The organism is Amycolatopsis granulosa (assembly GCF_011758745.1).
GTDB lineage: Bacteria > Actinomycetota > Actinomycetes > Mycobacteriales > Pseudonocardiaceae > Amycolatopsis_E > Amycolatopsis_E granulosa.
The window spans coordinates 4,951,680-4,973,688 of sequence record NZ_JAANOV010000001.1 but is presented as its reverse complement, the minus strand read 5'-3'; the positions used below and the strand labels follow the sequence as shown (position 1 = coordinate 4,973,688).

General features: G+C 72.0%; 19 protein-coding genes. 8 read left to right on the top strand and 11 right to left on the bottom strand.

Features of this window, described 5'->3' with window-relative positions:
• The first annotated feature begins 57 nt into the window (after positions 1-57).
• Positions 58-1,380, top strand: a complete 1,323-nt coding sequence (locus FHX45_RS24400; RefSeq protein ID WP_167106430.1) for a hypothetical protein — start codon at positions 58-60, stop codon at positions 1,378-1,380.
• A gap of 6 nt (positions 1,381-1,386) precedes the next feature.
• Here the strand turns inward: FHX45_RS24400 and ggh are convergent, their stop codons facing one another.
• From ggh to FHX45_RS24375, 5 genes are read right to left on the bottom strand one after another with little or no spacing between them, the layout of a single operon-like run.
• Positions 1,387-2,775: a glucosylglycerate hydrolase gene (gene ggh, locus FHX45_RS24395; protein ID WP_167106427.1), complete on the bottom strand. Its 1,389-nt coding sequence runs from the start codon at positions 2,773-2,775 to the stop codon at positions 1,387-1,389.
• A 3-nt stretch (positions 2,776-2,778) separates the two neighbouring features.
• Entirely contained in the window at positions 2,779-3,855 is a 1,077-nt protein-coding gene (locus FHX45_RS24390; protein ID WP_167106424.1) for an ABC transporter ATP-binding protein, read from the bottom strand.
• 9 nt (positions 3,856-3,864) lie between these two features.
• Positions 3,865-4,716: a carbohydrate ABC transporter permease gene (locus tag FHX45_RS24385; protein WP_167106421.1), complete on the bottom strand. Its 852-nt coding sequence runs from the start codon at positions 4,714-4,716 to the stop codon at positions 3,865-3,867.
• A gap of 38 nt (positions 4,717-4,754) precedes the next feature.
• Positions 4,755-5,630, bottom strand: a complete 876-nt coding sequence (locus FHX45_RS24380; RefSeq protein ID WP_167106418.1) for a carbohydrate ABC transporter permease — start codon at positions 5,628-5,630, stop codon at positions 4,755-4,757.
• Between the two features lies 1 nt (position 5,631).
• Entirely contained in the window at positions 5,632-6,951 is a 1,320-nt protein-coding gene (locus FHX45_RS24375) for an ABC transporter substrate-binding protein (RefSeq protein WP_167106415.1), read from the bottom strand.
• A gap of 76 nt (positions 6,952-7,027) precedes the next feature.
• Between FHX45_RS24375 and FHX45_RS24370 the strand changes: the two genes are divergently transcribed.
• Positions 7,028-8,191, top strand: coding sequence for an ROK family transcriptional regulator (locus FHX45_RS24370; RefSeq protein WP_167106412.1), 1,164 nt, complete (start codon positions 7,028-7,030; stop codon positions 8,189-8,191).
• Between the two features lie 7 nt (positions 8,192-8,198).
• On the opposite strand, the gene FHX45_RS24365 is transcribed toward FHX45_RS24370, so the two are convergent.
• The 4 genes from FHX45_RS24365 to FHX45_RS24350 form a co-directional block, all read right to left on the bottom strand.
• Positions 8,199-8,954: a succinate dehydrogenase/fumarate reductase iron-sulfur subunit gene (locus tag FHX45_RS24365; protein WP_167106409.1), complete on the bottom strand. Its 756-nt coding sequence runs from the start codon at positions 8,952-8,954 to the stop codon at positions 8,199-8,201.
• Positions 8,951-10,864, bottom strand: coding sequence for a fumarate reductase/succinate dehydrogenase flavoprotein subunit (locus FHX45_RS24360; protein ID WP_167106406.1), 1,914 nt, complete (start codon positions 10,862-10,864; stop codon positions 8,951-8,953). Before FHX45_RS24360 ends, FHX45_RS24365 begins: the two co-directional genes overlap by 4 nt.
• 67 nt (positions 10,865-10,931) lie before the next feature.
• Positions 10,932-11,741 carry a hypothetical protein gene (locus FHX45_RS24355; protein ID WP_167106404.1) on the bottom strand — a complete coding sequence of 270 codons (810 nt, stop codon included), beginning with the start codon at positions 11,739-11,741 and terminating at the stop codon, positions 10,932-10,934.
• Positions 11,738-12,028 (bottom strand): hypothetical protein, encoded by a 291-nt coding sequence (locus FHX45_RS24350; protein WP_167106401.1) that lies wholly within the window; start codon positions 12,026-12,028, stop codon positions 11,738-11,740. Before FHX45_RS24350 ends, FHX45_RS24355 begins: the two co-directional genes overlap by 4 nt.
• Positions 12,029-12,253: 225 nt before the next feature.
• On the opposite strand from FHX45_RS24350, the gene edd reads away from it, so the two are divergent.
• The 5 genes from edd to FHX45_RS24325 all read left to right on the top strand — a co-directional run bounded on the left by edd (position 12,254) and on the right by FHX45_RS24325 (position 18,850).
• Complete coding sequence (gene edd / locus FHX45_RS24345) at positions 12,254-14,122, top strand: phosphogluconate dehydratase (protein ID WP_167106398.1); 1,869 nt, start codon at positions 12,254-12,256, stop codon at positions 14,120-14,122.
• Between the two features lie 23 nt (positions 14,123-14,145).
• On the top strand, positions 14,146-14,769 hold the full coding sequence (gene eda, locus FHX45_RS24340) for a bifunctional 4-hydroxy-2-oxoglutarate aldolase/2-dehydro-3-deoxy-phosphogluconate aldolase (RefSeq protein WP_167106395.1): 624 nt from the start codon (positions 14,146-14,148) through the stop codon (positions 14,767-14,769).
• Positions 14,770-14,870: 101 nt separating this feature from the next.
• Entirely contained in the window at positions 14,871-16,307 is a 1,437-nt protein-coding gene (locus FHX45_RS24335) for a lipase maturation factor family protein (RefSeq protein WP_167106392.1), read from the top strand.
• 10 nt (positions 16,308-16,317) lie between these two features.
• The gene (locus FHX45_RS24330; RefSeq protein WP_167106389.1) at positions 16,318-17,802 is read left to right on the top strand and encodes an aminotransferase-like domain-containing protein; all 1,485 of its coding nucleotides are present in this window, start codon (positions 16,318-16,320) and stop codon (positions 17,800-17,802) included.
• Positions 17,759-18,850: a pyridoxal phosphate-dependent aminotransferase gene (locus FHX45_RS24325; RefSeq protein ID WP_243869208.1), complete on the top strand. Its 1,092-nt coding sequence runs from the start codon at positions 17,759-17,761 to the stop codon at positions 18,848-18,850. The genes FHX45_RS24330 and FHX45_RS24325 overlap by 44 nt, the downstream gene beginning before the upstream one ends.
• On the opposite strand, the gene FHX45_RS24320 is transcribed toward FHX45_RS24325, so the two are convergent.
• The gene (locus FHX45_RS24320; RefSeq protein ID WP_167106386.1) at positions 18,836-20,005 is read right to left on the bottom strand and encodes an MFS transporter; all 1,170 of its coding nucleotides are present in this window, start codon (positions 20,003-20,005) and stop codon (positions 18,836-18,838) included. The genes FHX45_RS24325 and FHX45_RS24320 overlap by 15 nt on opposite strands.
• 67 nt (positions 20,006-20,072) lie before the next feature.
• Between FHX45_RS24320 and FHX45_RS24315 the strand changes: the two genes are divergently transcribed.
• Complete coding sequence (locus FHX45_RS24315; protein WP_208406086.1) at positions 20,073-21,047, top strand: ArsR/SmtB family transcription factor; 975 nt, start codon at positions 20,073-20,075, stop codon at positions 21,045-21,047.
• 422 nt (positions 21,048-21,469) lie between these two features.
• Here FHX45_RS24315 and FHX45_RS24310 read toward each other — a convergent pair whose 3' ends face one another.
• Positions 21,470-22,006 (bottom strand): regulatory protein RecX, encoded by a 537-nt coding sequence (locus tag FHX45_RS24310; protein WP_167106383.1) that lies wholly within the window; start codon positions 22,004-22,006, stop codon positions 21,470-21,472.
• Positions 22,007-22,009: the final 3 nt, after the last annotated feature.

Genomic DNA, 22,009 nt, shown 5'->3' with positions numbered 1-22,009 from the left:
CGCCCCCGTTCCGCTGTTCGCCCCCGTGCGCGCCCGATCCGCCGATAGCATCGGATCATGGAGGGGAACCACCTCGAAAGTCTCGTCCGGGTCGCCGGCCGGTTGCGGACGCCGCTCACCCTTGCCGGGCTGACGGCGCTGATCCTGTACCTGATCTACGAGCAGGTGCTCGGCCTGCCGGTGCTGACCCCGCTCCAGTCGAGCGACACGTTCGCGGTGGTCGACTCGATCGTCTCGAAGGTGTTCTGGCTGGCCGTGCTGGCCGTGGTGCTGGGGTTCGCCGGTTTCGTGCTCACCGCCCTCGTCCGGCTGCGCCCGCCGCTCAAGCGGTCGGCGGTCTCGCTCGTCAGCACCTCGCTCGACCCGGCGCTGTCCGAACCGGCGGAGCCCGCCCGGTTCGAGGTGATCGGACAGCGGTTCGCGGTGGGCGCGATCGACTGCAAGTTCGTCAACCGGGGTGACGCCACCGCCGTCCTGGACGCCTTCTCGGTACGGGTGGCGGCGTTCACCCTGGACCGGACGCCGGTGCTGTCGCTCGACCAGCGGGTGGTGCGGGGAGCACTGAGCGTGCGGGTGCACAACACCGGCTGGGGCCCCGCCCGGAACGTACGGCTGCGGCTCGCCGATCCGCTGCTGCCGGACCTGTTCGGCGCCCGCGCCACCGGCACCGCACCGGTGGTCGGTCCGGGCGCCACCACGACCGTGCTCACCCTCGAACCGGACGCCGCCCTCGCCGCCACGATCAGCGAGCTGCGGCGGCGCCGACGGGAACTCCTCGACGCGCTCGCCGGATCAGGCCGGGACGGGGACGACGAGGTCCGCCGGTCGCCGGAGTACCGGGTCCTGCTCTCCGACGCCGAGCGGGACCGGCCGCCGATCGCGCGCCACTGGCTCAGCCTCGGCCCGCCGCTGGACCGGCTGCCGGTGCGGGTCGTCGTCGAAGGCACCCACGAGACTCCCGACGGGGAGATTCGCGAGATCGCCCGCACGGAACTCGGGTCGGATCCGCTCTGGCTCGACGAGTCCGGGTTCTCCTACGACCACCACCTCCGGCTGCCGGCGATGCGGCCGGCATCGGAGGTGTACGCGGTGGTGCTCGGCGCGCGAGCCGGGGAACGCCGTGACTACGCGCTGTCCAGGACGATCGAGCCCGGCGGTGCCGAACGCTTCCACGTGGCGCTGGCCTCGGTCAGCTCGGGCACCTACGAGATCTCGCTGGGATTCCGGGTGGACGGGCGGGACGAGGTCTGGTCCGCGCCCCTGGCGGTGCCCCTCTGGCGCCCCCGGGACGCGCCGCTGCCACGCAACCTCACCGACGGCGCCGTGTTCGAGATGCGCGACGGCCGCCTCGAGCTCGGTGGTACCGGCAGCGTCTGGTGACCGGTGTCAGCCGTCGTCGTCGCAGAGCCAGTCGAGCACGACCGCCGCGGTCCAGGACTGGTCGGTGCTGCCGAGCGGCTCGCCGGTGAACGGTTCGTAGTACTCCCCGAACGCGCCGTCGCCGGTCAGGCGCAGCCCGGCCGCCCGCAGCGTGCGCGCGCGCTCGTGCCACCCGCGGCGTTCGAACGCCCACCCGAACAACCAGGCGATGACCGGCCACTGTGGACCGCGCCAGTACTGGCGCGGGTTGAAGCCGGGGCGCATCGGCGAGACCGACGGCGGCACCGGTGCCAGCAGGTCCGGGTGCCCGCACCAGCGGTCGCCGTCCAGCAGCGACAGCAGGCGCAGCTGCACCTCGTCCGGCGCTGCCCCGCACAGCAGCGGAGCGAACCCGGCGATGGTCTCCGTGTCCAGCCAGCGGCCGGCGCGCAGGTCGCGGTCGCGGGCCATGCCGGACACCGGGTGGCAGCTCGCCGCCACCGCGTCCCGTGCCCGGGAGGCCCACTCCGCCAGGTCCGCCAGCTGCGAGGAGGGCCGGCCGAACTCGGCGCCCAGCTCCGCCAGCACGTCGCAGGACACCGCGAACAGCGCGGTGATGAACACGTCGCCGACGAGGAAGCTGGAGTCGCGGACGACCTCCCGCTGGTCGTAGCCGGCGCGGCGCATCTCCTCGATGAGCCACAGGTAGCGGTCGTACTCCTGGTCGGTCGGCCGCTCGGTCGGGTCACCGACGATCCGCACGTCCTTGCGCACGTACGGAGGCAGCTCGTCACCGGGCCGCACGGCCGCGTAGGGCAGGTCCCAGCGCGGCGAGTTGTCCATTCCGGACTCCCAGCCGTGCACGATCGCGATCAGGCCGCTGGGCCCCGGGGTGCGGTACTCGACCAGCCAGCGGTGCCAGGAGTACAGCGCCGGCCAGATCGACCGGCCGAACCGTTCCGCCTCGGCCCGCTCCTGCGGTCCGGAGGCGCGGGCGACCTCGAGGATCCGCTGCACGGCGATCGCGTGCACCGGCGGCTGGCAGATCCCGGAGGTGCGGACGCCGCGCGGTCCGTCGGCGGCCGCGTCGGTGCCCCAGCGGTCCGGGCCGGGGAAGTACGCGTCCTCGTCGCCGGTGAAGACGATGTGCGGCACCATGCCGTTGCGCCACTGCGCCCGGAACAGGGTCTCCAGTTCCGCGATCGCGCGCGGCAGGTCCAGCCGGGCGAGGCCGACGGAGATGAACGCCGCGTCCCAGCTCCACATGTGCGGGTAGAGCCGTGGCGCGGCGGTGATCACCGCACCGGTGTCGTTGTCCCGCAGCACGCGGGCGGCCCGCGCGGCCAGGGTGGCGCTGGCGTAGCGGGCCGGCCTTCTGCCGCCGGAGGGTCCTCCGGCACGGTTGGTGACGTCCACGTGCTACCCCGCCGCCAGCAGGAGCTGGGTTTCCGGGTCGTACCACCGGCACTGTTCCGGTGGCAGGCCCAGGCGCAAGGTCTGACCGGGCTCGGCGCGGAAACTCGCCGGTGCCCGCACCTTCAGCACCTGGCCGCACAGCTCGGTGGTGAGCAGGGAAGCGGAGCCGAGCGGTTCGAACACCTGCACCTCGCCGCGCAGGCCGTCCCCCTCCGGGTTCACGACGATCGATTCGGGCCGGATGCCCAGCCGCAGTTCCCGGCCGCGGAAGGTCTCCAGTGCCCGCGGAATGGGCAGTGTCTGGCCGCCGAGGTCGATCCGCGTCCCGTCGCCGGTGACGGTCCCGGTGAGGAAGTTCATCGGCGGGCTGCCCAGGAAGCCGCCGACGAACTCGTCCGCGGGTTCGGTGTAGACGGCAACCGGGTCACCGCACTGCGCGATGCGCCCGTCCCGCATGACCGCGACCCGGTCCCCCAGCGACAGCGCCTCGACCTGGTCGTGCGTGACGTACAGGGTGGTCACGCCGATCTCGTTGACCAGCTTCTTCAGCTCGGCCCGGAACGACAGCCGGAGCAGGGCGTCCAAGTTGGACAGCGGCTCGTCCATCAGCAGCACGTCGGCGTCCATCACGATCGCGCGCGCCACCGCGACGCGTTGCCGCTGGCCGCCGGACAGCTTCGCCGGGTACCGGTCCAGGTAGGGCGTGAGCTGCAGCAGCTCCGCCGCCCACTCGACCTTCTTGCGCACCTCGTCCGCCGGCACCCCGTGCACCCGCAGGCCAAAGCCGATGTTGTCGGCGACCTTCTTGTTCGGGAACACCGCGTAGGACTGGAAGACCATGGACAGGTTGCGCCGCCGCGGTTCCAGGTAGGTGACGTCCCGGCCGCCGATGACGATCTGGCCCGCATCCGGTGTCTCCAGGCCGGCGACCATCCGCAGCAGCGTGGTCTTGCCGCAGCCGGACGGGCCGAGCAGGACCATGAACTCGCCGTCGGCCACGTGCAGCGACACCTCGTCGGTGGCGCGGGTGGTGCCGCCCGGGTAGGTCTTCACGAGCTCGTGCAGGACGACCTCAGCCATTGTGCTCCCTCATCGCAGCGTGGTCCCCCACATGTTCACCAGGTACCGGCGCATCACGAGGATGAACACCAGCGCGGGCAGGATCAGCGCGAAGCCACCGGCGAACCGGTACGCCTGCGGCGCCTCCCCGAGCGAGGCCAGCACCTGGGCCGGCAGTGTCCGGTGCCCCAGTGTGATCACGGCGGCGCCGAGGATCTCGTTCCAGGACAACACGAACGTGAAGATCGACGACGCGGCGAGGCCGGGCAGCGCGAGCGGGACCACGACCCGGCGCGCCGCCTCGAACCGGCCGCAGCCGAACACCCGGGCGGCTTCCTCGACGTCGGCGGGCACCGACACGAAGATGCTCGCGCTGATCAGCACGGTCGTCGGCATGGCGAGCGTGGTGTGCAGCAGCGTCACCGAGAACACCGTGTCGTAGACGCCGGAGTTCAGGAACATCGTGGCCAGCGGCACGGACAGCACGACGATCGGCAGCGCGCGGGCCAGCAGCATGAACACCTGGTAGGCGTCCTTGCCGCGGAAGACCTGGCGGGCCAGCGCGTATCCGGCCGGGGCGCCGACGAGCACCGACAGCACCACGGTGTAGATGCCGGTCAGCAGCGAATTGCCCAGCGCCGGAACGGTTCCGGTGGCCTGGATGAACGCGAGCAGCGTGTCGGCGGAGAAGCTGCTGGGGATCAGCGGCTTCGGGAACTCCAGCAGTGCCTGCGGCGAGGACACCGCGGCCAGCCCGATCAGGATCATCGGCACGAGCATGAACAGGCTGACCAGGATGCAGGCGACCTGGACCGCGATCGCGCGGCGGCGACGTCGGCGTAGCGGCGCCCGGTCCAGCGGGGGCAGTGCCGTGGTCGTCATGGTCGTCGCGGTCGTGGTGGCCGTTGTGGTCCTTGTCGTCACTGCGCTGCCTCCCGCGGCCGCATGGTGCGCAGGTAGACCACCGCGGTCACCAGCGACAGGACGAGCACCACGAGGGCGGCGGCGCTGGCCACGGCCGGGTTCTGCAGGTTGACGTACCACTGGTAGGTCTCGCCGACGAGCAGCGGGAAATCGCGGCCGGTCAGCGCCTGCGCGACCGCGAAGGCCTGCAACGCGAGGATCGTCCGCAGGATCAGCGCGACCTGCAGGCTCGGCTTGAGCTGCGGCAGCGTCACGTGCCACAACCGCTGCCACGCGCTCGCCCCGAGCACCTGGGCGGCCTCGTCGAAGTCCTTGGGCACCATCTGGATGCCGGCGACGACGATCACGAACACCAGCGAGGTGGCGCGCCAGACCTCGGCGATCACCACGGCCAGCAGCATCGTGCCGGTGTGGGTGTAGTTCAGCCACTGCACACCGGTGTCGGACAGGCCCCATGACACCAGCAGCGAGTTCAGGTAGCCGCGGTTGTCGAACACCGACAGCCACACCAGCCCGGCGGCCAGCTCGGACACCGCGAGCGGGACGGTCCACAGGTAGAAGTGGCCGGACAGGAACTTCGGCCGGGCCTGCACGAGCAGCGCCATCGCCACCGCCAGCACGAGCTGGACCGGCACCACGATGACGATGAGCAGCAGGGTGTTGCGCAGGGCCTTGAGGAAGTACGGGTCGCCGAAGAGGCGCTCCCACGCGGCGAGGGTGAAGCCGGAGCCGTCGGTGAACGCCGAGATCAGCGCCTGCACCACCGGCCAGCCGAACAGCGCCAGCATGAACACGATCGACGGCGCGAGCAGCAGCCAGGGCGACCCGCCCAGGCGGCGCCTGCTCCCCGCACGGATGGTGGCCACCGCCATGTCAGGCCACCTCGCAACGCTGTGCCGGTGGGTCGGGCGCCCAGCACGGCACCTTCAGGTCGTCGAACACCTTCTGCAGCACCCTCGCCTGGTTGTCCAGTGTGGACCGGATGTCGGCACCCTCCAGGACGATCGCCCGGAAGGAGTCCTTGAACGCCTTGGTGACCTCGCCCTCGCGGGTGCCCAGGCCGACCGGCAGCAGCGACAGGATCGCGCCCGGCGCGTCCCGCTGGCGCCGCACCGCGCCGGCCTCCAGCTGCAGGGCGGGCGGCAGGTCGTCCGGGATCGGCGCGTCGACCACGGGGAAGAACCCGTTCGACCGCAGCAGCTCGACCTGCGCCTGCGGCGTGGACAGCGCGGCGATCACCTGCTCGGCCTGGCGGCGGTCGGTGCTGCCCTTCGGGATCGCGAGGCCGAGCACGACCGCCATGTAGCCGAGGCCGTGCGGACCGCGTGGCGCGGGCAGCATGCGCCACCGCTGCGGCTCGGTGCCCGGCGCGGACACCAGTCGCGCGACGTGGTCCCAGCCGATGCGCACCGCACCGGACTGCAGCGGCTCCTGCATGAAGTCGTAGGTGGTGCTGGACGGGCTGGTGTTGGCCCACAGCTCCTTGAGGTACTGCCAGGCGGTGACCGCCTCCGGCGAGCGGAAGGTGGTGATCTGGCCGCCGGTGAACGAGGGCAGCAGGTAACCCTGCAGGAAGCGGTGGATGAGCCCCTTCGGGCCGCACGGCAGGCCGAGCACCGGCCGGTTGCCGTTGGCGCGGCGCGCGGCGATGGCCCAGTCCAGGAACTGGTCGTAGGTCAGCGTGTCCGGGTCCGCGCCGGAGGGCAGGTGCTGCAGGGCGTCCTCGTGCGCGGCGAGCACGAAGCTGGCCTGCGCCCACGGGACGTACCAGGACTGCCCGGTACCGGCCTTGGCGAGCGCCAGGTACTCCGCCGGGTAGCCGTGGCCCGCGGGCACTCCGGAGACGTCCTCCAGGTACTTCCCGGCGAGCGGCGCGAGGTCGCTGTGCGAACCGCCGAGCAGGCCGACCTGGGTGCGGCCGGCGCCGACCTGGCTCTGCACCTGACTGGCGAACGGGCCTTCCTCGATGGTGACGTAACTGACCGCGCCCGGGAACGTCCGCGCCAGGAACCCGCGGAAACGCTCGGCCTCGGCGACCGGGCGGAACTGCGTGGACAGGAAGACCATCCCGCCGCCGCCCGTCGTCGCGAAGCCGACACAGCCGGCCGCCATCGAGGCGGTGCCGGCCAGGAAGAGCCCCCGGAGGACGGTACGACGGGTGGGGCCGCTGCCGATCGGGCTGGCCGCGCGCATTCAGTTCCACCCCATGTCTTCGTCTACACTTCTGTCTGGGCGCTGAACATAAGTCCTCGCGGGAGATCCTGTCAACATGCCCCCGGCACGCACCGGCCCGCCCACCTCGGCGGGCCACATCCTCGCGATCCTGCGCAGCGAGGGACCGCTGACGCGGCAGCAACTGCAGGACCGGATCGGCCTGTCCCGCGCGACGCTGGTCGAGCGCCTCGACGTGCTACAGCGACTGGGACTGCTCCGGCAGGAGGGCCACCGCGCGTCCAGCGGCGGCCGCCCGGCCGAGGTATTGGCGGCCAACGACGTGGGCCGCACCGCGCTGGTGGCCGACATCGGCCAGCGGCACGCCACGATCGCGGTGGCCGACCTGCGCGGCACGGTGTTCGGGCAGACCCACCGCGCGCTGCCGGCCGGGCACCGGCCGGAGGACACCCTGTCGTTCCTGCTGTCGGCCGGCCGTGAGCTGCTCGCCGGGTCGGGCCGCGCGGACAGCCTGTGCGCCGTCGGGCTGAGCGTGCCGGGGCAGATCGACTACGAGGCGGGCACCACGATCGCCCCGCCGTCGATGCCGGACTGGCGCGGCGTGCGGCTGCGCGACCCCTTCGCGGACACGCTGTCGGTGCCGGTGTTCCTGGACAACGACGCGAACGCTCTGGCGTTCGGCGCGTACTGCGAGATGAACCGGCCACGGGCCGCGCTGGTCGGGGTGAAGGTCGGCACCGGTATCGGCGCGGGCATGGTGATCTCCGGGCGGGTGCACCGCGGGGAGACCGGGTGCGCGGGCGAGGTGGGGCACATCCGCATCGAGGGGTCCGAGCTGCGGTGCGACTGCGGGCGCCGGGGATGCGTGTCGGCGATCGCGAGCGGGCAGGCGGTCATCCGCACACTGCGCCCGACCGGGGTGCGCACCTCCGGCGACGTGCTGCGCCGGGTCCGCGAGGGGGAGGCCGAGGCGGTCCGGGTGACCCGGGAGGCCGGGCGGCTGGTGGGCACGGTCCTGGCGACCGTGGTGACCATCGTCAACCCGAGGTACGTGCGGGTCGGCGGGGCGATCGGGGTGCTGCCGCCGTTCCTGGACGGCCTGCGCGAGGTGGTGCTGTCCCACGCGCACACCAGCTCCCTGGACAGCCTCGACATCGGGCCGTGCGCGGTCGGCGTGAACACCACGCTCACCGGCGTCGCGGGGATCGTCGCGGACGAGATGCTCGCGCCGGAGACCGTGGACGCGATGGTGTCCCCGTGACGGCCAGCTACTCCGCCTTCCGCCGGAAGATCTTGCTGCCCAGCCAGACCACCGGGTCGTACCGGCGGTCCGCCACGCGCTCCTTCATCGGGATCAGCGCGTTGTCGGTGATGTGGATGTTCTCCGGGCAGACCTCCGTGCAGCACTTGGTGATGTTGCAGTAGCCCAGCCCGTGCTCGGCCTGCGCGGCCGGGCGGCGGTCGGCCACGTCGAGCGGGTGCATCTCCAGCTCGGCGATCCGCATCAGGTACCGCGGCCCGGCGAAGTGCTCCTTGTTCTCCTCGTGGTCGCGGATGACGTGGCAGGTGTTCTGGCACAGGTAGCACTCGATGCACTTGCGGAACTCCTGCGACCGTTCCACGTCGGCCTGCTTCATCCGGTACTCGCCCGGTTTCAGGCCCGGCGGCGGCGTGAACGCGGGGATCTCGCGTGCCTTGGTGTAGTTGTACGACACGTCGGTGACCAGATCGCGGATCACCGGGAACGTCCGCATCGGCGTGACGGTGACGACCTCGTCCTCGGCGAACACCGACATCCGCGTCATGCACAGCAGCCGGGGCCGCCCGTTGATCTCCGCCGAGCACGAGCCGCACTTGCCGGCCTTGCAGTTCCACCGCACGGCCAGGTCGGAGCACTGGGTGGCCTGCAGCCGGTGGATGATGTCGAGCACGACCTCGCCCTCGTTGACCTCGACGGTGAATTCCTGCAGCCCGCCGCCGGACGCGTCGCCGCGCCAGACCCGGAACGACGCCTTGTAGCTCATGACCGCCTCCCCGGGTGCCCGGTCAGCTCGTCACCGGTGTAGTACTTCTCCAGCTCGCTCAGCTCGAACAGCTCCAGCAGGTCGGCCCGCATCGGCTGCTGGTCCTTCGGTGTGACGCTGACGTGCAGGGCCAGCGGATCGTCGCCGGAGGCGCTGCACACCAGCAGCGTGTTGCGCCAGCGGGAGTCCATCTGCGGGTAGTCGTCCCGCGTGTGCCCGCCGCGGCTCTCGGTGCGCATCAGCGCCGCGCGCGCCACGCATTCGCTGACCAGCAGCATGTTGCGCAGGTCCACCGCCAGGTGCCAGCCCGGGTTGAACTGCCGGTGCCCCTCGACGGTGACGTTGCGGATCCGTTTCTTGATCTCGTCCAGCTTCGCCAGCGCCTGCTCGATCTCCTCGGACTTGCGGATGATGCCGACCAGGTCGTTCATCGACTGCTGGAGCTCGCTGTGCAGCGTGTAGGGGTTCTCCTCGACCCCCTCCGCGGGCGGGTCGAAGGGCACCAGCGCGGTACGGGCCGCGCGGTCCACATCGGACTCCCGCACCGACGGGCGGGACTCCAGGCTCTCCACATAGGACGCCGCGCCGAGACCCGCCCGGCGGCCGAACACCAGCAGATCGGACAGCGAGTTGCCGCCCAGCCGGTTCGACCCGTGCATCCCGCCGGAGCACTCCCCCGCGGCGAACAGCCCGCGCACACTGGAGGCCGCCGTGTCCGGGTCGACCTCGATGCCGCCCATCACGTAGTGGCAGGTCGGGCCGACCTCCATCGCCTCGGCGGTGATGTCCACATCGGCCAGTTCCTTGAACTGGTGGTACATCGACGGCAGCCGGCGGCGGATCTCCTCCGCGTTCATCCGGCTGGCGATGTCCAGGAACACGCCCCCGTGCGGGGAGCCGCGCCCGGCCTTGACCTCCGAGTTGATCGCCCGCGCCACTTCGTCGCGCGGCAGCAGGTCCGGCGTGCGGCGGTTGTTCTCCTGGTCGGTGTACCAGCGGTCGGCCTCGTCCTCGGAGTCGGCGTACTGGCCCTTGAACACGTCCGGCACGTAGTCGAACATGAACCGCTTGCCGTCGGAGTTCTTCAGCACGCCGCCGTCCCCGCGCACGCCCTCGGTGACCAGGATGCCCTTGACGCTCGGCGGCCACACCATGCCGGTCGGGTGGAACTGGACGAACTCCATGTTGATCAGATCGGCCCCGGCGCGCAGCGCGAGCGCGTGCCCGTCACCGGTGTACTCCCACGAGTTCGAGGTGACCTTGAACGACTTGCCGATGCCGCCGGTCGCGAGCACCACGGCCGGCGTCTCGAACAGGATGAACCGGCCGCTTTCCCGCCAGTACCCGAACGCCCCCGCGATCCGGTCGCCGTCCTTGAGCAGTTCGGTGATCGTGCACTCGGCGAAGACCTTCAGCTTGGCCTCGTAGTCGCCGAACTCCCGCAGGTCCTCCTGCTGCAACGAAACGATCTTCTGCTGCATGGTGCGGATCAGCTCGAGTCCGGTCCGGTCGCCGACGTGCGCCAGCCGGGGATAGGTGTGGCCGCCGAAGTTGCGCTGGCTGATCCGCCCGTCCGGGGTGCGGTCGAACAGCGCGCCGTAGGTCTCCAGCTCCCACACCCGGTCCGGTGCCTCCTTCGCGTGCAGCTCGGCCATCCGCCAGTTGTTGAGGAACTTGCCGCCGCGCATGGTGTCCCGGAAGTGCACCTGCCAGCTGTCCCGCTCGTTCGCGTTGCCCATCGCCGCGGCGCACCCGCCCTCGGCCATGACCGTGTGCGCCTTGCCGAACAGCGACTTGCACACCACCGCCACCGACAGCCCGCGCTGCCGCGCCTCGATCACCGCGCGCAGACCGGCGCCACCGGCGCCGATCACCACCACGTCGTAGCTGTGCCGCTCGACTTCCGCCATGGCCTGCCCACCTGGTCCTTGTCGTCCTTGTCGTCCTTGTCGTGCCGGTCAGTCCACGTCGTGCCGGTCAGTCCACGAAACGCGGATCGGGGAACACGCCGCTCGCCACGAGCATCACGTAGAGGTCGGTGACGACGAGCGTCCCGAGGGTGATCCAGGCCAGCAGCATGTGCCGGTTGTTGAGGCGGGTGACCTGGGTCCACAGCCAGTACCGCACCGGGTGCCGGGAGAAGTGTTTGAGCCGCCCGCCGACCACGTGCCGGCACGAGTGGCAGGACAGGGTGTAGGCCCAGAGCATGATCACGTTGCCGGCCAGGACCAGGTTGCCCAGCCCGAAGCCGAACCCGCCGGTGCGGCCGTGGAAGGCGATGACCGCGTCGTAGGTGTTGATGACCGAGATGAGGAAGGCGACGTAGAAGAAGTAGCGGTGCGCGTTCTGCAGGATCAGCGGCAGCCGCGTCTCCCCGGTGTAGCGGCCGTGCGGTTCGGCGACGGCGCACGCGGGCGGGGAGAACCACACCGACCGGTAGTACGCCTTGCGGTAGTAGTAGCAGGTCAGCCGGAAGCCGAGCAGGAACGGCAGCGACAGGAACGCCAGCGGGATCCAGCCCGGCAGCGCGCCGAACGGCGTGCCGAAGTGGGACGACCCCGGCACGCACGAGTCACTCAGACACGGCGAGTAGAACGGCGTCAGGTAGTGGTACTCCGGCACGTAGTACGCGGTGCGCACGAAGGACCGGACGCCCGCGTAGATCACGAACGCGGCCAGGCCCAGCGTGGTGAACAGCGGGGGGACCCACCACCGGTCGGTGCGCAGGGTGCGCGCGCTGATCCGGGCGCGCCCCGCCGTGGTGTCGCCGGTGGCGGGCGCGCTCACCGCTGGTCACGGTGGTATCCGCCGACCCCTTCGTCGTCGGCCCCCTGCCACAGGGCCGGGTCGTACGGGCCGTCGGGGATCTTCACGACGGCCGACGGGTCGAGCGGCCGCGGCTGCGCCGGGACGCCGGGCTGCTCCAGGTCGCTCGCGTCGATGTCCAGCCGCTCGATGTCGTTGGCCAGCCGGCGGACCGCGGAGGCGTCGCCGTAGCGCGACCGCAGCGCGCCGACGCACTGCTTGAGCTGGCCGATCGTGCGGCGCAGTTCGGCGAGTTCGGTGGTGGTCATGACTACCTCCGGTTGATGCGGCGGCTACTAGCGACTCTGCCGCCCGGTCTGCAATGTGACAAGTAACACACCCTAGATCGGGTATGTGACGACGGTCACCTGAAACGATCTTCTTAATCGATTTTGTACAGGCCCGCCCGCCAGCTACTGTGGCCACTGCCACGACCGTGCGACGCCAGCGAAGCCGTCAGCCGGACCAGCCGACGAGTTCCAGGTGGTTCTCCCGTGCCCGAAGCCCGAACACCCGTCCACCCCGTCGTCGAGGAAGTCACCCGGCGCATCGCCGCGCGCAGTGCCGCCACCCGCAGCGCCTACCTGGCGCGCATGGCCGCCGCCCGTGCCGAAGGACCCGCCCGCGCCGGCCTCGCCTGCAGCAACCTCGCCCACGGATTCGCCGCCTGCGGCGGAGCCGATCGCATCGCACTGCGCGGGCTGCGCAAGCCCGGCATCGCGATCGTCTCGGCCTACAACGACCTGCTGTCCGCGCACCAGCCGCTGGACGAGTTCCCCGCGTGGATCAAGGACGCCGCGCGCGAGGCAGGCGGGGTCGCCCAGTTCGCCGGCGGCGTGCCCGCCATGTGCGACGGCATCACCCAGGGCCGCGCCGGGATGGAGCTGTCCCTGTTCAGCCGCGAGGTCATCGCGATGGCCACCGGCATCGCCCTGTCCCACGAGATGTTCGACGGCACGCTGCTGCTCGGCGTGTGCGACAAGATCGTGCCCGGCCTGCTGATCGGCGCGCTGGCCTTCGGGCACCTGCCGGCGATCCTGGTGCCGGCCGGGCCGATGACCTCCGGTCTGCCCAACAAGGAGAAGGCCCGCGTGCGGCAGCTGCACGCCGAGGGCCGCGCCACCCGCGAGGAGCTCCTGGCGGCCGAGTCCGCGTCCTACCACTCGGCGGGCACCTGCACGTTCTACGGCACCGCCAACTCCAACCAGCTGGTTGTCGAGGTGATGGGCCTGCACCTGCCCGGCGCGAGCTTCGTGCACCCGGGCACGCCGCTGCGCAAGGCGCTGACCGAGGAGGCCGCGCGCCGCGTGGTCGCGCTGTCCCGGACCGGCGAGTACACGCCGCTGGCGGAGGTGGTCAGCGAGCGCTCGGTGGTCAACGGCGTGGTGGCGCTGCTGGCCACCGGCGGGTCCACCAACCACACCATGCACCTGGTCGCGATCGCGGCCGCCGCGGGGATCCAGCTGACCTGGGACGACTTCGCCGACCTGTCCTCGGTCGTGCCGCTGCTCGCCAGCGTCTACCCCAACGGCAGCGCGGACATCAACCACTTCCACGCGGCCGGCGGCGTGCAGGTCCTGGTCGGCACGCTGCTCGACGCCGGGCTGCTGAACCCCGACGTCCGGACGGTCGCCGGGGACGGGCTGTCGCGGTACCGCTCGGAACCGGTGCTGGACGGCGGTTCGCTGCGGTGGCGCGAGGTGCCGGCCCACAGCCTGGACGAGGACGTACTGCGGCCGGTGGACAACCCGTTCGCACCCGACGGCGGGCTGCGGATGCTCTCCGGCAGCCTCGGCCGCGCCGTGATCAAGGTGTCCGCGGTCGCCCCGGAGCACCGCGTGGTGCGCGCGCCGGCCCGGGTCTTCACCAGCCAGGACGCGTTCACGGAGGCGTTCCGGGCCGGTGAGCTCGACCGGGATGTCGTGGTGGTGATCCGCAACCAGGGACCGCAGGCCAACGGCATGCCGGAGCTGCACGGCCTCACGCCCGCGCTCGGCGTGCTGATGGACCGCGGCCACCGGGTGGCACTGGTCACCGACGGCCGGATGTCCGGCGCGTCCGGCAAGATCCCGGCCGCGATCCAGGTGACCCCGGAAGCCGCCGCCGGCGGCCCGCTGGCCCGGGTCGCCGACGGCGACGTCGTGGTGGTCGACGCCGGGGCCGGGCGGCTCGACGTGCTGGTCGACGAGGCCGAGCTGGCCGCGCGGCCGGTGCGGGACGCACCGCCGGACGAGGCAGCCTGGGTCGGCACCGGGCGCGAGCTGTTCACCGCGCTGCGGCGCGCGGTCGGGCCGGCCGACCAGGGCGCCGGTGTCTTCGGGCCGATGACCCCGGCGCACTTCGGTGCACCGGCGCGGGTGTGATTCGCGCGAGTGTGAGGAGAGACGTGAAGACAGGTCATGACGTGCTCCAGCTGTCCGCGGTGCTGCCGGTCGTCGTGGTGGACGACGCGGCGGACGCGGTGCCGCTGGCGAAGGCGCTGGTCGCGGGCGGGATCAGGGCGATCGAGCTGACGCTGCGCACGCCCGCCGGGCTCGCCGCCATCGAGCGGGTGGCCGCCGAGGTGCCGGACATCGTGGTCGGTGCGGGCACCGTGGTGACGCCCGGACAGGCCAGGCAGGCGGCGGACGCGGGCTCGGCGTTCCTGGTCACACCGGGCTGCACGGACCGGCTGCTGGAAGCCGTGTCCGGCACCGGGCTGCCGTTCCTGCCGGGCGTGAGCACGGTGTCCGAGGCGATGCGGGTCGCCGAGCACGGGATCACCGCGCTGAAGTTCTTCCCCGCCGAGGCCAGCGGCGGCGTGGCGTACCTCAAGGCGCTGGCCGGGCCGTTGCCGGGGCTGCGGTTCTGCCCCACCGGCGGGATCTCCCCGGAGAACGCGCCGAAGTACCTGGCACTGTCCACAGTGGGCTGTGTCGGCGGGTCCTGGCTGACGCCGGCGGATGCCGTCACGGCGGGTGACTTCGGCCGGATCGAGCAGCTGGCGCGCGAGGCCGCGGCACTGCGCTGACCCCAGCGGGCCCCCGTCTCCGCGGACGGCCCGGCTCCCCGGTTGGGGGCCGGGCCGCCGGGGTACCCGCCCCGCGGCAGGTCGCGACCGGGGAGATCGCCGTGACGTGGGAGTGGTTCACCGATCCGGGTTACTGGGCGGCCCGGCTGGTGTTCCAGCGCCTGCTCGCGGCGATCTACCTGGTCGCGTTCCTCACCGCGGCGTTGCAGTTCAAGCCGCTGCTCGGCGAGCACGGCCTGCTGCCGGTACCGGACTTCGTGCGCCGGGTGCCGTTCCGCCGCGCGCCCAGCCTGTTCCACTGGCGCTACACGGACCGGCTGTTCGCGACCGTGGCGTGGGCCGGCGTCGTGGTGTCCTCGGCGCTCGTACTCGGGTTGCCCGACCACCTGCCGGTGTGGGCCGCGATGCTGGGGTGGACGGTGCCGTGGCTGCTGTACCAGTCGATCGTCAACGTCGGGCAGCTGTGGTACTCCTTCGGCTGGGAATCACTGCTGCTCGAAACCGGGTTCCTGGCGATCTTCCTCGGCCCGGCGGACACGGCACCACCAGTGCTCGTGCTGTGGCTGCTGCGCTGGGTGCTGTTCCGGCTCGAGTTCGGCGCCGGGCTGATCAAGATGCGCGGCGACGCGTGCTGGCGCGACCTGACCTGCCTCTGCTACCACCACGAAACCCAGCCCATGCCCGGCCCGCTGAGCTGGTACTTCCACCACCTGCCCAGACCACTGCACAAGGTGGAAGCCGCGGCCAGCCACGGCACCCAGCTCGTCGTGCCGTTCGCGTTGTTCGCGCCGCAGCCGGCCGCGAGCGCGGCCGCGCTGCTGATGATCGCGACACAGCTGTGGCTGGTCGCCAGCGGCAACTTCGCGTGGCTGAACTTCCTCACGATCACCCTCGCGGTGTCCGTTGTGGACATCTTCCCGGTGCAGGCCCCACCGCTGCCCGGATCGCCGTGGTGGCACCGCGGTCTCGTGATCGGGCTGACCGTGCTGGTCGTCGTGCTCAGCTACCGCCCGGCCCGGAACCTGGTGTCGCGGCGGCAGGTCATGAACACCAGCTTCGACCGGCTGCACCTGGTCAACACCTACGGCGCGTTCGGCAGCGTCACCAAGGTGCGGCACGAGATCGTCATCGAGGCAACCGACGATCCCCGGCCCGCTGAGGACGCGGTGTGGCGTGAGTACGAGTTCAAGGGCAAACCCGGGGACCCGCGGCGCCGTCCACCGCAGTTCGCGCCGTACCACCTGCGGCTGGACTGGCTGATGTGGTTCGCCGCGCTGTCCACCCGGTACGCCCAGTCGTGGCTGCCGGGTCTGGCGGAGAAGCTGCTGGCCGCCGACCCGGAGACGCTGAAGCTGCTGCGGCACGACCCGTTCCACGGCGGACGTCCGACCTACGTGCGGGCGAATCTCTACCGGTACCGCTTCACCACCCCACGGGAGCGCCGGGAGACTGGCGCGTGGTGGGTGCGCGAAGCGCGCGGCCCGGTGCTGCGGACCACCCGCCTGGGACCGGACGGCGCGGTGGTCGCCGTCGATTGAGGAGGACGACATGCACGCTGGCCGGCTCGCGGAGCTGCTCGGGCGGTGGTCGAGCGGGCGGGAGGCGCTCTACCAGAAGCTGGCCGCGCGGCTGGAGGCGCTGATCGAGCGCGGCGAGATCCCGGCGGACGGGCGGCTGCCGACCGAACGGGCACTGGCGGCCGAGCTGGCGGTCAGCCGCAACACCGCGGTCGCCGCCTACGACGTGCTACGTGACCACGGGCTCGTCGATCGGCGGCGCGGCAGCGGGACGTTCGTGCGCCGCCCGCCCCGGCCCGGCCGCGGCGTGGTCAGCCAGTTCAACCCGATGTTCCTGCACCTGCTCGACCCGGTGCCGGACCTGATCGACCTCACCTGCGCCGCGCCACCCCAGCCCGCGGACTTCCCGGATCTGGTCGCCGAGGCCGCCGGCATGGTCGGTGACTTCGGGATCGGCTACCACCCGTCCGGGATCCCGGCGCTGCGGCAGGCGATCGCGGACTCCTACACGGCGCGGGGACTGCCGACCGAACCCGGCCAGATCGTGGTGACCTCGGGTGCGCAGCAAGGGATTTCACTGCTGGCCCAGCTGTTCGCGCGGCCCGGCGACACGGTGGTGGTCGAGGAGCTGACCTATCCGGGGGCGATCGACGCGTTCCGCGGGACCGGGGCGCGCATCCTCGGGGTACCGCTGACCGCCGACGGCGTATCGGTCCCGGCGCTGGCGGAGGTGGTTGCCGGGGCCAGGCTGGTGTACCTGGTGCCGGCGTTCCAGAACCCGACCGGCTCGGTGCTGCCGCCGGCCGCGGCACGGCGGGTGGTGGCGCTGTGCGCCGCGCACGGGGTACCGCTGGTGGACGACCACGTGCTCGCCGACCTCGCGCTCGACGGCCCGCCGCCCGCACCGCTCGCCCGCCACGGCGACGGGGTGATCAGCGTCGGGTCGCTGAGCAAGCTGATCTGGGGCGGTGTGCGGATCGGGTGGGTCCGCACCGATGCCCGGACGGCGGCGGACCTGGCGCGGCTCAAGGCGGTCGCCGACCTCGGCACCGACGTCGTCGCGCAGGCGATCGGGGTCGGGCTGTTCGCGCGGCTGGGCGAGCTGCGCGAACAGCGGCAGCGTGAGCTGCGGGACCGGCGCGACCAGGTGGTGCGGGACCTGCGCGCGGCGGTCCCGTCGTGGGAGTTCCGGACCCCGGCGGGCGGGCAGACGCTGTGGATCCGGCTGCCGGGCGTGGACTCGCGGCGCTTCGCCCAGTTCGCGTTGCGGTACGGGGTCGCGCTGCTCGAGGGCAGTTCGCTGGCCGCGCACGAGTCCAGCGGCGAGCACATCAGGGTGCCGTTCACCCTCCCGAGGGAGACGTTGACCGAGGCGGTACGGCGGCTGCGGCAGGCGTGGGACGCCTACCCGGGTGCCAATGCGGCCCCATTGGCACTGGCCGGTACCGGTCCGGAGTGTCAGGGTGACAGACATGCGACGTTTCCCGCCCAGCGCGATGACCGGCCTGCTGGATGACCGCCCCCGTTACGACCTCGCCGAGAGCACCTGCGGTGACCTGACGGTCGCCGACCTCGTCGACGCCGGCCGGCTGGCGGACTTCCCGCTGGGCTACGGCACTTCCGCCGGGCAGGTGGAGCTGCGCAAGCTGCTGGGCGAGCGGCTCGGGGTGTCCGCGGACGAAGTGCTGGTCACGACGGGCGCGGGCACGGCCCTGTTCCTCACCGGGTTGATCGCCGCGGGCGAGGTCGTGGTGGTGCAGCCCGGGTACCCGCCGATGCTGGGGCTGGCGCAGGGGCTCGCCGAACAGGTGCGGACGGTGCGGCTGCGGTTCGACGACGGATACCGGCTGGACGTGGCCGCGCTACGGGATGCGCTGTCGCCGCGGACGCGGCTGGTGATGCTGGCGACGCCGCAGAACCCGGCGGGGGTGGCGTTCACCCCGGACGAGATCGACGCGGCGCTGGCGGCCATGGCGTCGGTGTGCCCGGAGGCGATGCTGCTGATCGACGAGAACTACCGCGAAGCGGCGTATACCGCGATACCGTCGTTCGCGTCGTTGTCGCCCCAGGTGATGACGTGCGGGTCGTTCTCGAAGGCGCACGGCGCGCCCGGGCTGCGGATCGGGTGGCTGACGGTGCGCGACGCCGGGTGGTACGAGGAGCTGCGCCGGGCGAAGTTCACGAGCGCGGTGGCGTGCGGCACGCTGGACGAGTTCCTCGCGCTGGAGCTGCTGCGCCGGGCGGACGACGTGCTCGCCGGCAAGCGGGCGCGGATGACGGCGGCGCTCGAGGTGGTCGCGGAGTGGATCTCACGGCAGGACGGCCGGGTGACGTGGATCCGGCCGGACGCGGGCGCGTTCTGCTGCCTGCGGCTCGGCGCGCGGGTGCGCGTGGCGGACTTCTCCGAGCGCCTGGGCGAGTCCGGGGTGTCGGTCGCGCGGGGCGAGTGGTTCGGCGACGACGCCGACAGCTTCCGGCTCGGCTTCGCCCACGAGCCGATCGACCGGCTGCGCGAGGGGCTCGAGCTGATCGGCGCCGCGCTGCGGGCCTCATCGGACTCGTAAGGCCCCGCGCAGGGCCGGAAGCGCCACGAGGAGCGCGACCCCGCGAACCGCTCCCGCTACCGGAAACGGGGCGCGGAGACCGGCCAGGTGCGCGACGAACCCACCGGCGAGCGCCCCCACGGGCATCAGTCCCCACCCGAGCATCTTGTAAAGGCTCGTGACCCGGCCGAGGAGTTCGGGCGGAACAAGATGCTGGCGGAGACCGACGGTGGTGATGTTCCACAGGGTGGTGACGAAACCGTTGGCGCCCAGCAGGACGGCGAGGACGAGCGCGTTCGGGCTCAGTCCGATCCCGGCAAAGATCAGGACGTTCGCGGAGAGGGCGGTGCACAGTGCGCGCAGGGCACCGAGAGTGGCGGCCAGGCGCGCGTTGAGCAGCCCGCCGAGCACACTGCCTAGAGCCGCGCCGGCGAGCAGAAGGCCGTACCCGCCACCGCTCACGTGCAGCACCCGGGTGGCCAGCAGGACGAGCGTGGCGTTGCCCAGCTGGCCGCAGAAGGTGTTGACCGCGAGTAAACCGGCGAGGGTGCGGAGCAGCTTCTGCCCGGCCAGCCAGCGGACGCCGTCGGCGACCCGAGCGCGCGGCCCGGTCGCCGGCGCTGTCCGGGGCAGCATGGCCAGCATCGCGGCGGAGAGGGCGAAGATCACGGCGCCGCCGGTGAGGGGCACCGTGGCGGCGACCACGACCAGCAGGGCGCCCAGGGGCGGTCCGGCGAACTGCTGGCCCACCGTGGAGATCGCCTGCAGGTAGCCGTTCGCCCGGGGCAGCAGCGGTTTCCCGACGACGTCGGGCAGGTGTGCCTGCGCGGCGGTGGACAACAGCACCTCACCCGCGCCGAGCCCGAACGCGAGGACCGCCAGCGCGGGCAGGCTCAGGCCGTCCAGCGCGGCGAGGGCGGCGGCGAAAGCGGCGAGCAGCGCCCGCGAGGTCTGCGCACGCCACATCAGGTTCGCCCGGTCGCATCGGTCCACCAGCACCCCGGCGGGGAGTGCCAGCAACAGCCAGGGCAGGTAGGTCACCGCGGACAGAACCGCCACGAGCCGCGGGTCGGCTGTGAGTGTGACGGCCAGCAAGGGGATCGCGGCCGTGAGCTGACCGTCGCCGAAGGCGTCGACGCCCACGGCACACCACATCCGCCAGAAGATCGTCGTCATGTGATCGAGCGTGGAGCGCCGGCGGCGTCGGCGACATGATTCAGCCTGGCGCTACATACTCGGGACCATGCCCTTGACGGTGGAGCTCGGTGTGTCCGAGTGGGCGGCGACCAGATTCGCGATCTCACCCCTGTCGGAGACAGTCGCCGGCCTGCAACAGCTGGCCGCGCAGGTCCGGCGGGCCGGCAACCTCCCCTGGGTGCGGTGGGCCGAAGCGGAGCTGGCACGGAAGCCGCTCCGGCTGCCGGGAGTGTGGCCGCTGATCACGGGCTGCCGGGCGAGCTGGCCCTCGTTCCTGGTTCCGGCGCCGCGAGGCGCGGGTCCGTCACTCGAGGACGACCTCGAAGCGGTGCTCGGGACCACGGACGACCAGGTACGGGCGAGCCTGCGCCGTGTCTTCGGTGACGATCTCCCGGGTTACGCCGCCGCACTGGCTGCCCGGCCGTGCGAGGGGCTGCGGTCGCTGGCCGGGGAGCTGCGGACGGCGTACGACCGCTTGATCGCGCCACACTGGCCGCGGATCCGGGCCGTCCTCGAGGCGGATGTGGCCTTCCGCGCACGGCAGCTGGCGGCGGGTGGGGCGGCCGCCTTGTTCGCCGGCCTGCACCCGAGCCTGGACTGGCGTGCGGAAAGGCTGGTGCTGGCGGGTGCGGACCGGACGGTGCAGCCGGGTCCGGGAGGACTCGTTCTGATGCCGGTCGCGCTCGGCCCGACACACGTGATGATCAAATGCTACACCACGACGCAGACCACGGTGCGCTATCCGGTTCGTGGCAGCGGGACCCTGTGGTCGGTCCGGCCACCCTCCGGGAACGCCGTCCGGCTGATCGGCAGGCCCCGCGCCGAACTGCTGGCGGCACTCCGCTCCCCCGCGACCACGACTGACCTGGCTCGGCGAATGGGAGTCACGCCCAGCGCGGTTTCGCAGCATCTGCGCATCCTGCGGGAGAACGGCCTGGTAGCGCGGGAGCGTTCCGGGCGGAGCGTGCTGTACGTCCTGACGCCCCTCGGTGCGGCTTTGCTGGATGTCGCGGGTCGGTGAGTGGACCGGCAGTGGGTAGGCGACGTCGTCGGTTGGTATGGGCGCGAGATGCGCTGTTGTGACCGCCGGATGGCCGACAGGGGCGGGATCTGTGACGAGGAGGGACGCGCAGGCGTAGAACTCCCGCCAGATCGTCGGCGGCAACCACCAACGGGCAGATCACCCGGCGCGAAAAGCCCGCCACCGACGCGGTGGGCTGTGCACGATTGGCCACCGAGGCGGGTGGTTTCCCTGACGGTGCGAGCGTGACCAGGACAGCTTCGAGCCGAGTAGTGCCAACGGCATTCGGAAGCTCACACCGGCAGACGTCCGCCGTCACCTCGAGACTGCGTGATCCGGACGGACCGGCTCGACCCGGTAGAACTCCTCGCGCACGGCCTTGCACGCCAGGCGGCCGGGGCCGTCCATCCGAACGAACGCCGTCAGTCCAGGGCGACGTCGTCCAGTGGGGTGGAGTCGGCGCCGGCGTTGCGGAGCTCCTCGCGCACCACGGTGTAGGCCAGGCCCTGCGGGTAGCCCTTGCGCGCGAGCGTGCCGAGCAGGCGGCGGGTCGCGGTCTGCTCGTCCAGCGCGGTCATCGTGCGGAGGCGCTTGCGCACCAGCTCACGCGCCCGCTGCTCCTCGGACTCGCGGTCGATCTCCCCCGCCGCCTGCGCGGCTACCTCGGCGTCGACGCCCTTGCGCTTCAGCTCGGCGACCAGCGCGGTGCGCGCCAGGCCCTGGTAGGCGTGGCGCGAACGCACCCATTGCTCGGCGAACGCGGCGTCGTCGACCAGCCCGGCGTCGTCCAGCTTGCCGAGCAGCTGCTCGCGGATCTCCTCGTCGAAACCCTTGCGCCGCAACGCCTGCCGAAGCTCGTCCTTGGTGCGGGCGCGGACGGCCAGGAGGTCGAAACAGACCTCCTTGGCCTTCTTCCACGCCTCGTCCCGGGACAGCTCCGCCGGGTCGAACCTCGGCATCGA

What these genes read in the sequence shown, in the direction of transcription:
- FHX45_RS24350 (WP_167106401.1), bottom strand. Translation starts at nt 12,028, where the DNA reads ATGACCACCACCGAACTCGCCGAACTGCGCCGCACGATCGGCCAGCTC.
- FHX45_RS24370 (WP_167106412.1), top strand. Translation starts at nt 7,028, where the DNA reads ATGCCCCCGGCACGCACCGGCCCGCCCACCTCGGCGGGCCACATCCTC.
- FHX45_RS24310 (WP_167106383.1), bottom strand. Translation starts at nt 22,006, where the DNA reads ATGCCGAGGTTCGACCCGGCGGAGCTGTCCCGGGACGAGGCGTGGAAG.
- FHX45_RS24315 (WP_208406086.1), top strand. Translation starts at nt 20,073, where the DNA reads ATGCCCTTGACGGTGGAGCTCGGTGTGTCCGAGTGGGCGGCGACCAGA.
- FHX45_RS24400 (WP_167106430.1), top strand. Translation starts at nt 58, where the DNA reads ATGGAGGGGAACCACCTCGAAAGTCTCGTCCGGGTCGCCGGCCGGTTG.
- FHX45_RS24325 (WP_243869208.1), top strand. Translation starts at nt 17,759, where the DNA reads ATGCGACGTTTCCCGCCCAGCGCGATGACCGGCCTGCTGGATGACCGC.
- FHX45_RS24390 (WP_167106424.1), bottom strand. Translation starts at nt 3,855, where the DNA reads ATGGCTGAGGTCGTCCTGCACGAGCTCGTGAAGACCTACCCGGGCGGC.
- FHX45_RS24385 (WP_167106421.1), bottom strand. Translation starts at nt 4,716, where the DNA reads ATGACGACCACGGCACTGCCCCCGCTGGACCGGGCGCCGCTACGCCGA.
- FHX45_RS24365 (WP_167106409.1), bottom strand. Translation starts at nt 8,954, where the DNA reads ATGAGCTACAAGGCGTCGTTCCGGGTCTGGCGCGGCGACGCGTCCGGC.
- FHX45_RS24330 (WP_167106389.1), top strand. Translation starts at nt 16,318, where the DNA reads ATGCACGCTGGCCGGCTCGCGGAGCTGCTCGGGCGGTGGTCGAGCGGG.
- FHX45_RS24375 (WP_167106415.1), bottom strand. Translation starts at nt 6,951, where the DNA reads ATGCGCGCGGCCAGCCCGATCGGCAGCGGCCCCACCCGTCGTACCGTC.
- FHX45_RS24360 (WP_167106406.1), bottom strand. Translation starts at nt 10,864, where the DNA reads ATGGCGGAAGTCGAGCGGCACAGCTACGACGTGGTGGTGATCGGCGCC.
- FHX45_RS24320 (WP_167106386.1), bottom strand. Translation starts at nt 20,005, where the DNA reads ATGACGACGATCTTCTGGCGGATGTGGTGTGCCGTGGGCGTCGACGCC.
- FHX45_RS24380 (WP_167106418.1), bottom strand. Translation starts at nt 5,630, where the DNA reads ATGGCGGTGGCCACCATCCGTGCGGGGAGCAGGCGCCGCCTGGGCGGG.